The organism is Chitinophaga niabensis, from assembly GCF_039545795.1.
Classification (GTDB): domain Bacteria; phylum Bacteroidota; class Bacteroidia; order Chitinophagales; family Chitinophagaceae; genus Chitinophaga; species Chitinophaga niabensis_B.
Genome location: NZ_CP154260.1, coordinates 4,063,116 through 4,075,162, shown reverse-complemented (window position 1 = coordinate 4,075,162; position 12,047 = coordinate 4,063,116). Strand labels below are relative to the sequence as shown.

Genomic DNA, 12,047 nt, shown 5'->3' with positions numbered 1-12,047 from the left:
TGTTGGGTTAAAGTTCATCGGGCAATGGATGGTCCCAGGCCCGTAAACCCCAAATATAAAACTTCTTTCGGGATAACTCCTTAGCTTCATAAAAGCCGCCCTACCGGATATGCTGCTTTTCAACACTAAGAAGGATACCTCTCTGGTTAGCATTAAACTGCGAATAATGAAGAGAAACCTTATCACCCACTTCAACGGGGTAAGTAATATTTGCATAGGTCAGTTCAAATCTTTCCTGTCCAAAATAGATGAACGTTCCATCCCCCGGCGGTTCCTTTTTGGTGATTTCACCGGTCAGTATGGTTTTGGGATTACTTAACGATAGCTCATTTTTCTTAATACTGGAGAAGGCAAATAAATTATAACAAACCACAAGGGTTAGGAAGATGAGGAAATACCATAATCCAAAGAAAAATACAACAGCTAAAACCGGTATCAGTATAAAATTTACCTGGTAATAAGGTTTTATCGCCTTTTTAATCACCTGTTTATCGGCTTCTGTCAGCGGCAGAAGGGTGGTGGTATAAGAAGTATCCGTCATAGCCCAACGCGTTGTTTAGTTAATAGCATATGTAAGCTAAAGATCGGAACATTTATGAAAAGTTCCAGGCATAAAACTACTTATAGCCGGCCTCCCCCTTTTTGGTATCTTTGAAGACGCAGCACAACAATGAACTATCAAACATTTGAACCACATTCGGACTTAAGATCTCTTGTAAAATGCTATTGGACTTTAGAAGTTCCGGCAGAAGGGAGTTCCCGGAGACAACGCATCATCCCCGATGGCTGCATCGAAATGGCATTTATCCTCGGAGACGATATCAAACGATACACCTCCAGCGATGAATTTATCCTTCAGCCCAGGGCAATGGTGCTTGGTCAAACCATTGACCCCTTTTATATTGAACCAACAGGTTATGTAAACACCTTCGCTATTCGTTTTTACCCATACGGCTTCGCAAACTTCGTAACAACCCCTATCAAAAACTTAGCAAACAAAGAAACTCCCATAGACCAGCTATTCGGGAAAAAGCCTGCGAAGGAATTAACCCAAAAGATCATTCAGGCAACAGATACAAAAGAACGGATTGAAATAGCAGAAGGCTTCCTGCTGGACAAGCTCAATAGCAAAACAACCATAGACAATATTGTAAAATCAACTGTTGACGCTCTTTTATCTGCAAAAGGAAATATCTCAGTAAATAACATCCTCAAAGGTGATCCATCAAAAAGAAGACAGCTAGAAAGGAGATTTGTAAAGTTGATAGGTATCAGCCCTAAACAACTGGGCAAGATCATCAGGTTGCAGACGGCTTTAAAGATCCTCCTTAACAGGCAGTCCGAAAGCCTGACCCAAATAGCTTACACCAGCGAGTATTACGACCAGGCTCACTTTATCAGGGACTTTAAAGAGTTCACAGGTATAAGCCCCAAAGATTTCCTGGAAGACGGCGAAATGTTGCTCTCCGCTGCGATCTTCGAAAAAGACTAAAGTGTCGCATTTGTACAATTTTCAACTATGAAAGCCCGGTAGTTTTGCCTTATAATAAATACAGGCAAACATGAAGAACTTAGTTTCAATAATAGAGATCCCGGTGAGGGATTTCTCAAGAGCGGTCGCTTTTTACCAGGCAATTTTAGGCGTTAGCATAGAAGAAGCGGAAATGGCTGGTGTGCGAATGGGCTTATTGCCAAGCGATGGAGAAACCGTAAATGTTGTACTGGCAAAAGGAGATGATTACAAGCCAACAACGGATGGAGCAGTCATTTATTTAAATGCAGGGAAAGACCTGCAACCTGCCCTGGACAAAGTGGCATCCAATGGGGGAGAGGTCATCGTTCCAAAAACGGAGATCAGTCCTGAAATGGGTTTCTTTGCGCTCTTTTTTGATACTGAAGGGAATAAGCTGGGGCTTCATTCCGGCAACTAAGGCAGCGCCTGCCTGATTACATTTATTACTTTTTTTGCGATGATCTCATTTCCTTTATCTGATGGATGTAATCCATCATAAGTAATATTTATCGCTTTAGGTGGGTATGGATATTCATCGTTTTTCGGATCAAAGGGTATTGTGGTGAATGTGGGGTAACGGTAATTCACATATTTACCGCTGCGGGGATCTTTTAAGCGCTTGAAGTTCACCATGTGTTTCAGGTCAAGCAACGGATCGTGGTAAAGATCGATAACAGGAATATTTTCAAGCTTTCCAATAGCGATCACTGCATTGGCAAATAATTCCAGTGACTGCCCGTTTTTATCTTTGTACGAACCATGCGCGTTATTAGTGGCATCAGACAAATAAACAAAATCATTACGCTGCATGGGTGTGATGAGCACTATTTTCGCCTCTTTATTTAATTGACGGATCTTATCAACAATAATCCTGAATGAGCCGAATACCGAATTGGTGCCTGTATTGTTTTTGTAATCATCGATATTTCCTACAGGTCGGCCGCCCCACCAGTCGTTTGTACCTAAGAATACCGTGTAAACATCTGCTTTCACCAACCCAAGATCTTCGATCTTGTTGGCGATATCACTGGACTTCCAGCCATTGTGCCCCTGATTGATGTAACGTAAGTTGGGCAATTCGGCAGTCACGCGGCTTAAATACCCTTTGCTAACTCGATTCCCGGTTTCATCAGGATGATCGTTCAGGTAGGTGATAGAGTCACCAATTGCTACCCACACTGTTTCCTTTTGAGAGGTAAAGGAAAAGAGGAACAATGCTCCAATTATGAATGTTTTTATCAGCATAAGGAAACCAAGATAAAAAAAAGCCCCGTAAAAATTAATTTACGAGGCTTGAAGTGCCCAGAACTGGATTCGAACCAGCACATCCTTGCGAACGCTGCGACCTGAACACAGTGCGTCTACCAATTTCGCCATCTGGGCATCCCATAAAAGGACTGCAAAAGTAAAAGATTATTTCAAATTGCCAAATAAAAAAAAGCAGCCGCCTCGTCCGACGAGGGGCTGCTTTTTTTTGTTCCCGGCTATATCTGAACTTTGCTCAAATTGTAAAACGGAAATAGCACCAGCAGCTCCAGTTGCAATACCTGTCGCCGATCTTAGCCCTTACTCTCCATCTGCCGGGTTGCGCCCCTACGAAGTTGTGATTAAAGGAAGTGCCGGTAATGTTATGATACACGGCAAAATTCCGGAAGCTCTGTGCAGCCCACTGGCCTGAGTTCACAGCACCATATGCATCTACTTCCACGCTGTAGGTAACACCGGGAATATTCACGGGTGCCCATTTGAAGGTCATGCTGCGTGGATAGTGATTGAATACGGAACCTTCTGCCGGTTCAAGCGGACGGGGTACTGCTCCTTTCCACCAGGCGAGGGTAGGGTCACCCAGGATGCTCATGCCATAGAACCATTGTCTTTCTCCAAGATCGTGGTCAGTGCCGCGGGCTTTCCACCAGTCAACCATAGCATCGCCAATACATTTTCCTTTACCGATAGGATCGTAGAAGTCAGCAAAGAAAAGCATGGACCCGGTTTTGGTGCTGCCTACTACGGTAAGGCCCATATTGGTTTCTCCACCGGCTTTGTCAAAGATGTACCAGCCGCCGAGGTAATCGTTTTCTGTGAAACGGGCAGTGCTGCAACAGAACAGATTGTAGAAGTTCGCATTCGGGCAACGTTCATCGCGGAAGTAAGCGCGGTCTATCCATTCTGTTGAGCCATCTGCACGGAAAGAATGCACATGCGGCGAAGAGTGTGAACAAAGCTGCACAAAGGAGCGTGTTTTGTTCACTTCTGTTTTGTAAAGGTCCGCATCTGTGATGTCAGGATTCGTGTATTTGGTTATATAGGCAGCAGGTGTCATCAGGTCCATTTCGCAATCGTCGAAGCTGGTCCAGTCGTCTTCCACATAAGCGAGTGCCGAACGGGAATGGCCAAGAGAGCCGAGACGGAACAGGTGATTACGGTCGAAGTAATTATTGATAAGGGCAGCATCGTTACCATTCAGGGTGGGCGTCCATATGCGGCCCAGCCATATTTCAGGGGTTACATCTCCGCTTACGGAATTGTATTTGCCATCGGCATCAGAGTCCGTCCAGGTGCCATTGGTGTCCATATAAAAGAGATCACAGGGGAACTCTGAGCTGGCGCCATGAAAATCGTCGCTCATTTCAAACCAGGCAACAGGGATAGCACCTACCATTACTACGCCTGCAGGGGCTTTGGCCTTGATGTAGTTGCGGATGGTGGAAGGTTTGCCGCCTCTTACTACGTGAACAGTGGCCCAGTAGCCATCACGGCCAAGGTCCAGCACATAGCGCTCTACCTTTTCTTTTACCTGTGTGTAGATATCGTCATGTACCAGTACCAATACTTTACCACGGGGGAAACGCAACCAGGTATAAGTGTTCAGGTAGCTTTCATTAGCCGGGTAAACAGGGCGTGGTTTTTCTTCAATAAGCGGTACCAGGTCCAGGAACCTTTTGTTGATGGTCAGGTACTCTGCGTAGGTTTTCAGTTTAATGTTGTTAGGGTCCATCATCTGCAGATTGCGTACGCTTTTGTAAGCCTGCGCCAGTTTGTAGTTGCGGCCTACAGCCTGCATGTTAAAGAGGGTACGGTCCTGCAGCACCTGTGTGCGGATGGTTTGCACATTGCTCACCGCTTGTTTTTCACCGGCTACAATGGAAAAGCCGTTCAGTGGTTTTTTTTCAGTAGACATCTTCGCTTTTTTTGAGGTTAAGTATAATTTGATGAAGCAAAGCTACACTCCTCGTAAAGGTTTGAACAGGTAGCATTTACCTGAAAAGAAGCGTAGAAATACGCAGGACAGGCATGGGTATTTCTCTCCCGGAATTATTTTTATACCTTACTGTTATGAAATTCCACTTCCTGTTAATAGCCCTGTGCTGCTGTACAGGCCTGAAAGCCCAACAGGCTAAGCCCAATGTACTGTTCATCTTTGTAGATGATCTCCGCCCGGACCTGGGCTGCTATGGCAATACAACAGTGAAATCGCCTCACCTGGACAGCCTGGCCCGCAAGGGAGTTGTTTTCAAAAATCAATTTGTGACCGTTCCCACCTGTGGCGCATCCCGCATGAGCATCCTTACAGGGAAACTGCCACATAAGCGGTCAGACCTCACAAATGAAGCAGCTGAAAGTATGGTGAGAACGGAGATGCCGGAAACCTTCATAGAACAGCTGAAACGGAATGGTTATTACACAGTAGGGGTAGGGAAGATCAGTCATTCAGCAGATGGTTATGTATATCCATATAATAAGGAAAGAAGTAACCAGCTGGAATTACCGAACAGCTGGAATGAAATGTTATTCAATCCCGGTAAATGGAAAACAGGCTGGAATGCTTTCTTTGCTTATGCGGATGGAACAGACAGGAATACGAAGAAAGCCAATGTACCTCCTTATGAAGCCGCAGGTGTTGGAGATGGCGGTTACCCGGATGGATTAACAGCAGAACTGGCCGTACAGCAAATAGAAAAGCTGGCCGGCAAAAAGCAGCCGTTCTTTTTAGGCGTTGGTTTCTTCAAACCGCATTTGCCTTTCACGGCACCTCAGAAATACTGGGACCTGTATAATGAAATTGACATCGCACTTACGCCATCCCCGGATATGCCGGTCAACATACATAAAGCCAGCCTGCATGAAAGTGCGGAATTCAATCAATATAAATCGGGAGATGAAAAGGCTTCACTGCAAAAGCCCGTATCTGATGCTTACGCGCGTAAACTGCGGCATGGATATTATGCCAGTATTAGCTATGTGGATGCGCAGATCGGGAAAGTATTAACAGCTTTAAGGGAGAAGGGATTGGATAAGAATACGATCATTATAGTTTGGGGAGATCATGGATGGCACCTGGGGGATGACCGTGTATGGGGCAAACATACTATTTTCGATTGGTCTTTACGGAGTGCATTCATCATAAAAACACCCCGGCCGCAAAAAGGTTTCAGCCCTGAGCAGGTGGTCAGTTCCGTGGATATTTATCCCACCATTATGGAATTGTGCGGCGTGAAAATGCCTTATAAGGGAGATGGGGAGAGTCTCATTAAAGCTACGCGTAAAACGGCTTACAGTTATTTCAAACAGGGTCTCACGGTGAGAACAGACCGCTACCGCTTAACACAGTACTATCGGAATGCGAAGCCGGACATAGAACTATACGATCACACAACCGATCCCTGGGAGAATAAGAACATTGCAGCAGAGCAGCCGGAGCTGGTAAAGGAGCTGCAAATAATATTACAAAGAGGAAACACCGGCGTGTATAATACTCCAGGAGGCCGGGAGCAAGTGGAAAACTGAACACGCAATCCAGCATCTAAAACTCCCACCACGGATCAGCGGGATAACTAACATTCAGTATAACAGGTTCCCCTATACGTGGCGTAGTTACTTTCACTTTTCCCAATGCACCTGCTGTTGTGCGGATCACCGGTTCATTCCAGGGGTGTAGTGCCAATGCGAATTTCCCCCAGTGTACCGGCAGCAGTACTTTGGCTTTCAGTTCCTGTGCGGCCTGCACTGCTTCTTCAGGGCTCATATGGATCATGGGCCAGTCAACATTGTATTGCCCTGTTTCCAGTATGGCAATGTCAAAGGGCCCAAACTTATCCCCGATTGTTTTGAAATGGGTATCATAACCGGAATCCCCGCCGAGATAGAGTTTAAACCCACCTGGTAATTCCAGTACGAAAGAGGCCCAAAGGGATCCACCACGTTTTATACCTCTCCCGGAGAAATGGCGTGCAGGGGCGGCGGTAAGTCTGATCCCTTCAGCGTAATCCGCAGTATCCCACCAATCCATCTCAGTAACCAGGGATGCTGCAAAAGGCAGATCCTTCCCAACCCCCAAAGCCGTATACACCGCCTTAGGTTTCAGCTGGCAAAGCGTTTTCTTATCCAGATGATCATAGTGATTATGGGTAATGACCAGGATGTCGATAGGAGGAAGGTCTGATACCTTAAATGCATCTGTACCCGGAAAAGCCTTTACCGTAAAAGGAACAGGAGAGGCATGCCCGCTGAAAACAGGGTCTACCAGTATATTGAGTCCGTTATGATGAATGAGATAAGAAGAATGCCCGAACCATACGATCACCGGATTCTCCCCTGACACCAGGTGCAGCAGGTCTGTTTTAACCGAAGGCAAAGGTTTGGGAGGGTTCACCGACTTTGGCTTACTAAAGAAGCGCAAAAGGATTTTTAGAAAAGAAGCATCCTTCGACATTACTTCTGTGGGAGAAAGATTACGAAAAGTGCCATTCTTAAAATTCGGTGATTTCCACTGGCTCATCGGTCTGAGTTTAATATGGAAATGAATGTACGACCAATGTCGCATTCTTACAATTTCTTCTTCCCATGGTTTTGTAATTTTAGCCTATGGTAGATCTGCAAACATTTGAGGAATTATGCTTTGCTATGCCCGGTGTGGAGAAAGTACTGCATTGGGATCATCCCGCATTCAGAACAAAGCGGCGCATTTTCACCACCCTCTGGCCGGAAACAACATCCGCTAATTTCAACTTCACCCCGGAGGAGCAAGCGGCCTTCTGCCAGGAGGACCCTAAAAGCTTTTACCCCGTAGAAGGAGGCTGGGGGCGCCAGGGCTGGACTACCGTTAATTTAAAGAAGGTAAAAAAGAAAATGCTGGAAAATGCGATCAGCAGTGCATGGTATAATGCCGCGCCGCCTAAGTTACAGGAGCAGTATCGTTTGGAGAAAGGTTTGTAAAGAAATACCCGGCGGGCTCACCTGCAAAGACAAGCGAGCCGGCCCGCACTACAATATCGTCAGGTTCTTCGTCCTGTAAGGCTGTAACTCTGCACTCTCTGCCGGCAATTCCGTGATCAGGTAATCAATCTCCTGCAGGTCCGCGATCTTCATTTTCATAGAAGAGTTCAGCTTCTCTGAAATAGCCATGATAGCCACTTTATCTGCCGCTTTGATCATCGCCTTTTTCACCTGTATGGTCTCCCAGTCAGAATCCGTTAACCCGTTAGCCGGATCAATAGCATTCGTACCAATAATACAAAGGTCTGCCTTGATATTAGAAAGATATTCAAACACTTCGCCGCTTACAGACATCTGGCTGTATGCAGAGATCTGCCCCCCGATCACGATGGTCTTGATCATGGGTTTATCCAGTAACTCCACTGCAGACAGTACATTCACCGTAATAAAAGTAGCCCGCAGGGTAACCGGTATCTTTTTAATAAATTCCCGGATAGTAGTCCCTCCGCCGATCAGCACAATAATATCATCCCGCAGCAATTGCAGTGTTTTCTCCGCAATCACCGCTTTATTATTCTGCGCATAAGTTTCTGATTCATGCCCGTAGTGATAGGCGATAGACATAGCGCCGCCTTTGATCTTCACCACTTCTCCATCCTCTGCCAGTTCATTAACATCCCGGCGGATCGTATCCTCAGATACATTGATAAGGGTTACAAGGTCGCTGTAGGTAATACGCGTGTGAATGTTCACTTGTTTAATGATCAGTTTCTTCCTGGCCTTTTTGGTCAGCGAAACCGGGGGTAACTGGTCCTGCGTGTTAATATCCATATCCATAGTCATCTACGGTTGATGTTAGTAAAAATAATCAGAATCTGCAAGGTCAATCCGACAAAAATAGAATTTACCGCACAATTTCGCACTTTTTGTGCATTAAATAATTTTTCTGCGGCAAATTTAATGCTTAGTGTAAACACTACATAATATTAAATTATTAAAATTCAATGCTTTAATTCAAATCTGCGAAAAGTGGCTGAGAAAATATTTGCAGTTTATGCGATTATTTTATGCAAATAATTTGCAGAAACGATTCTAATTATTACTTTTAGTCAAGGATTTTGCATTATTTGAATATTTATCAACCAAACCACAGCGATGAAAACACGTAAACTGGCTGCTTTCCCAAAACTGCTCTTGTTGCTCTGCAGCGTGCTGTTTTGCAGTAAAAGCATCGCCCAATCTTCTCCCGTACAACTTTCTGGTACGGTATCCAGTGCTGCAGACGGACAAAAAATTATCGGCGCCACCATCTCTGTTCTTAACCAGAAAGGTGTAGGCGCCGTAACAGATGTGGATGGTAAATTCTCTCTGAAGGTACCCGCACAGCAGGGTGCCATTCAGCTCGTAGTTACTTTTATCGGTTACGAAACAAAACAGGTAACCGTACAACCCGGCCAAACCACAGTAGACATCCAGCTCGCAGAAAATACCAAAGCCCTGAATGAATTTGTGGTAACAGCCCTTGGTATTAAAAAACAAAGGAAAGTATTGACCTATGCCGTAACAGAAGTAAAAGGAAGTGAATTCACCCAGGCCCGTGAGATCAACATAGCAGATGCACTCACTGGTAAAATTCCGGGTGTGAATGCTTCCAGTCTTGCCGGCGGCCCCGGTAGTTCCAGCCGCGTAGTGATCCGCGGTAACGGTTCCTTCAGTGATAACCAGCCATTGTACGTGATCAATGGTATGCCCATCGATAACTCTACCGGTAACTCTCCGCAAAGCGGCAATGCCTCCATTGGTCTGAATGCGGACAGGGGAGATGGTATCGGAGGGATCAACCCGGATGATATTGAATCCATCACTGTGTTGAAAGGAGGCCCCGCTTCTGCATTGTACGGCTCCCGTGCTGCAAACGGTGTGATCCTCATCACCACAAAGAAAGGGGTGAAACAAAAAGGCATTGGCCTGGATTACAATTCCACCTTCACTTTTGAAACACCTGCAATCATTCCCGATTGGCAATATGAATACGGTCAGGGGCAGGGTGGTCTGAAACCTGTAACACAGGCAGATGCTATTGCTTCAGGAAGACTTTCCTATGGCCCCAGACTGGATGGCAGCAATGTAATGCAGTTTGATGGCATAAGCCGCCCCTATGTTGCACAGAAGGATAATATCAAAAACTTCTACAGGACAGGTACAACGTTCACCAATACCGTTGCGGCATCCGGAGGAAATGAATCCCTCAACTACCGCCTCTCTTTATCTGATATGAATAACCAGGGCCTGGTACCGCATTCGCAACTAAATAAGAAGATAGGAACACTGGCCCTGGTGGGTACGCTCTCCAAACGTATTTCCGTAGAAGGTTTCGCGCAATACAACGTAGAGAAAGCAATCGGCCGTGCCAACGTTTCCGATGCACCAGGTAACCCTAACTGGGGAACTTACATGCTCGCAAATTCTGTAGACGTAAGGAACCTTGCTCCCGGATATGATAAACTCACAGGTGCGGAAACATTGTGGAACCCATCTGGTTTTGCCAGTAACCCGTACTTCGTGGTAAACAATTTTATCAATAATGATAACCGCAACCGTTTCATAGGAAGCGCTTCTGTTAAGTATAACATCCTGGACAACCTTTTCGTAAAAGGCCGTTTTACACATGATTATACTTCTATCATCTGGAACGGGGTAGTACCTACCGGTACAGCTTATGCACCGAAAGGATTCTATCAGCAATCCACTACCGGTATTACAGAAACCAATGCGGAACTCACGCTGAACTACCAGGGGAAATTTGGTAAAGACTTCAGCCTGGATGTAATGGCCGGCGGTAACCAGCAAAAAGGTAAAGGGCAATCCACTACCTTGCTGGGTACCGATTTCGCAGAGCCGGGTTTCTACGATCCTTCCAACGTAGTAAGCCTCACTACCAATAACGCACTCTCCCGCAGAGCCGTGAACTCTGTATTTGGTAGCATCGACCTGGGTTATAAGGACATCATCTTCCTGACAGCCACAGGCCGTAACGACTGGTTCTCTACACTCTCACCAAAAAGTAATGATGTATTCTATCCATCTGCCGGTATCAGTTTCATTTTATCCGAAGCAGTGAAACTGCCTTCCTGGATCTCCTACGCAAAACTGCGTACAAGCTGGGCAGAAGTAGGTGGCGGCGCTCCATTGGCTTATTCATTGAATCAAACATACAGTCTTGTTCCCGGTGGTGGTCACTTTGGCCAGCCTTTACAGGCACCTACCCAAACAGTAGGTACCACTTCCGGTCTGCTGAATGCACCGAACCCCAACCTGAAACCTTTCAAAACCAGGACAATGGAAGCTGGTTTCGAAGCGCGTTTCCTGAACGGCCGCCTCTCTGCTGACTTCGCGATCTACGACAGGAAAACAACAGATGATATCGTACAGGTAAGTACTTCTACCGGCTCCGGTTATAACTTCACTTTCCTGAATGTGGGTGAAATGAGTAACAAAGGCGTAGAGCTTCGCCTGAGCGGTACACCGGTGAAAGGAAAGAACTTTACCTGGGAAGTAGATTTCAATGCTGCTTATAATAAGAATGAAGTAATAAAACTTGCACCCGGCCTGGACCGCATCCAGATGGACGCTGCGGTGAATAACTATGCTTTCATCTTTGCGGAAGTGGGTAAACCTTTCAGTACCATTAAAGGTTACAAAGTAAAGAAGAATGAAAACGGCCTGCCCATCTTCAACTCTAAAACAAACGGTTTTGAAGCCACTACAGGTCTGGAAGATCTGGGAACAGGCGTATCTCCATGGACAAGTGGTATCAACAACTCCTTCAGCTATAAACGTTTCAATTTCAGCTTCCTGATCGATAGTAAATTTGGCGGCCATGTATATTCCGGTACCAACCTTTATGCTACCCGTTTTGGATTGCACAGGATCACACTGCCTGGCCGTGATGGCGGTTTAACAGTTACCGGTGTGGATGAAGAGAACAAACCTTTCAGCAGAACATTTACCGGTGCACAGCTGCAGGCTTATTATGATAACTATAAGAACCAGTCGGAGCGTTTTGTGTATAAATCGGACTTCATCAAACTGCGCCAGGTGATACTGGGTTATAACATTCCGGCGAGTGTATTCTCCTTTGCCAAACTGCAATCCGTATCTGTTTCTTTTGTGGCAAGGAACCTGTTCATCCTGTATAAGGATGCACCAAACATCGATCCTGAATCTACTTTCAATAACTCCAATGCACAAGGTTTTGAAATGTTCGGGGTGCCACGCACAAGAAGTTATGGCCTGAACCTGATGGTTAAATTTTAAA

At 45.7% G+C, this 12,047-nt stretch carries 10 protein-coding genes and 1 tRNA gene; 5 read left to right on the top strand and 6 right to left on the bottom strand.

Annotated features, from left to right (window positions below; all coding sequences use genetic code 11):
• Nucleotides 1-100: 100 nt before the first annotated feature.
• Entirely contained in the window at nt 101-541 is a 441-nt protein-coding gene (locus tag AAHN97_RS15995; RefSeq protein ID WP_343303056.1) for a hypothetical protein, read from the bottom strand.
• A 129-nt stretch (nt 542-670) separates the two neighbouring features.
• Between AAHN97_RS15995 and AAHN97_RS15990 the strand changes: the two genes are divergently transcribed.
• Together AAHN97_RS15990 and AAHN97_RS15985 are read left to right on the top strand one after the other, a co-directional pair.
• Nucleotides 671-1,492 (top strand): AraC family transcriptional regulator, encoded by an 822-nt coding sequence (locus tag AAHN97_RS15990; RefSeq protein WP_343303055.1) that lies wholly within the window; start codon nt 671-673, stop codon nt 1,490-1,492.
• 70 nt (nt 1,493-1,562) lie between these two features.
• Nucleotides 1,563-1,931 (top strand): VOC family protein, encoded by a 369-nt coding sequence (locus tag AAHN97_RS15985; RefSeq protein ID WP_343303054.1) that lies wholly within the window; start codon nt 1,563-1,565, stop codon nt 1,929-1,931.
• Here the strand turns inward: AAHN97_RS15985 and AAHN97_RS15980 are convergent.
• From AAHN97_RS15980 to AAHN97_RS15970, 3 genes are all read right to left on the bottom strand, one after another.
• Complete coding sequence (locus tag AAHN97_RS15980; protein ID WP_343303053.1) at nt 1,928-2,758, bottom strand: SGNH/GDSL hydrolase family protein; 831 nt, start codon at nt 2,756-2,758, stop codon at nt 1,928-1,930. The two genes, AAHN97_RS15985 and AAHN97_RS15980, sit on opposite strands and share 4 nt — an antisense overlap.
• Nucleotides 2,759-2,812: 54 nt before the next feature.
• Nucleotides 2,813-2,896 (bottom strand) — tRNA-Leu (locus AAHN97_RS15975).
• Nucleotides 2,897-3,014: 118 nt separating this feature from the next.
• On the bottom strand, nt 3,015-4,694 hold the full coding sequence (locus AAHN97_RS15970) for a C25 family cysteine peptidase (RefSeq protein WP_343303052.1): 1,680 nt from the start codon (nt 4,692-4,694) through the stop codon (nt 3,015-3,017).
• A gap of 155 nt (nt 4,695-4,849) precedes the next feature.
• Here AAHN97_RS15970 and AAHN97_RS15965 point away from each other — a divergent pair, with 155 nt between their 5' ends.
• A complete protein-coding gene (locus AAHN97_RS15965) occupies nt 4,850-6,301 on the top strand; it encodes a sulfatase (RefSeq protein ID WP_343303051.1) in 1,452 nt (483 codons plus the stop codon).
• Between the two features lie 16 nt (nt 6,302-6,317).
• Here the strand turns inward: AAHN97_RS15965 and AAHN97_RS15960 are convergent, their stop codons facing one another.
• Nucleotides 6,318-7,292 (bottom strand): MBL fold metallo-hydrolase, encoded by a 975-nt coding sequence (locus AAHN97_RS15960; RefSeq protein ID WP_343303050.1) that lies wholly within the window; start codon nt 7,290-7,292, stop codon nt 6,318-6,320.
• Nucleotides 7,293-7,378: 86 nt separating this feature from the next.
• On the opposite strand from AAHN97_RS15960, the gene AAHN97_RS15955 reads away from it, so the two are divergent.
• The gene (locus tag AAHN97_RS15955) at nt 7,379-7,729 is read left to right on the top strand and encodes an MmcQ/YjbR family DNA-binding protein (protein ID WP_343303049.1); all 351 of its coding nucleotides are present in this window, start codon (nt 7,379-7,381) and stop codon (nt 7,727-7,729) included.
• A 48-nt stretch (nt 7,730-7,777) separates the two neighbouring features.
• Here AAHN97_RS15955 and AAHN97_RS15950 read toward each other — a convergent pair whose 3' ends face one another.
• A complete protein-coding gene (locus AAHN97_RS15950; protein WP_343303048.1) occupies nt 7,778-8,566 on the bottom strand; it encodes a DeoR/GlpR family DNA-binding transcription regulator in 789 nt (262 codons plus the stop codon).
• 318 nt (nt 8,567-8,884) lie between these two features.
• On the opposite strand from AAHN97_RS15950, the gene AAHN97_RS15945 reads away from it, so the two are divergent.
• Nucleotides 8,885-12,046, top strand: a complete 3,162-nt coding sequence (locus tag AAHN97_RS15945; protein ID WP_343303047.1) for a SusC/RagA family TonB-linked outer membrane protein — start codon at nt 8,885-8,887, stop codon at nt 12,044-12,046.
• Nucleotide 12,047 lies beyond the last annotated feature (1 nt).

Bases quoted from the DNA above. Each gene is read 5' to 3' on its own strand.
- AAHN97_RS15995 (WP_343303056.1), bottom strand. From the start codon at position 541: ATGACGGATACTTCTTATACCACCACCCTTCTGCCGCTGACAGAAGCC.
- AAHN97_RS15990 (WP_343303055.1), top strand. From the start codon at position 671: ATGAACTATCAAACATTTGAACCACATTCGGACTTAAGATCTCTTGTA.
- AAHN97_RS15985 (WP_343303054.1), top strand. From the start codon at position 1,563: ATGAAGAACTTAGTTTCAATAATAGAGATCCCGGTGAGGGATTTCTCA.
- AAHN97_RS15980 (WP_343303053.1), bottom strand. From the start codon at position 2,758: ATGCTGATAAAAACATTCATAATTGGAGCATTGTTCCTCTTTTCCTTT.
- AAHN97_RS15970 (WP_343303052.1), bottom strand. From the start codon at position 4,694: ATGTCTACTGAAAAAAAACCACTGAACGGCTTTTCCATTGTAGCCGGT.
- AAHN97_RS15965 (WP_343303051.1), top strand. From the start codon at position 4,850: ATGAAATTCCACTTCCTGTTAATAGCCCTGTGCTGCTGTACAGGCCTG.
- AAHN97_RS15960 (WP_343303050.1), bottom strand. From the start codon at position 7,292: ATGAGCCAGTGGAAATCACCGAATTTTAAGAATGGCACTTTTCGTAAT.
- AAHN97_RS15955 (WP_343303049.1), top strand. From the start codon at position 7,379: ATGGTAGATCTGCAAACATTTGAGGAATTATGCTTTGCTATGCCCGGT.
- AAHN97_RS15950 (WP_343303048.1), bottom strand. From the start codon at position 8,566: ATGGATATGGATATTAACACGCAGGACCAGTTACCCCCGGTTTCGCTG.
- AAHN97_RS15945 (WP_343303047.1), top strand. From the start codon at position 8,885: ATGAAAACACGTAAACTGGCTGCTTTCCCAAAACTGCTCTTGTTGCTC.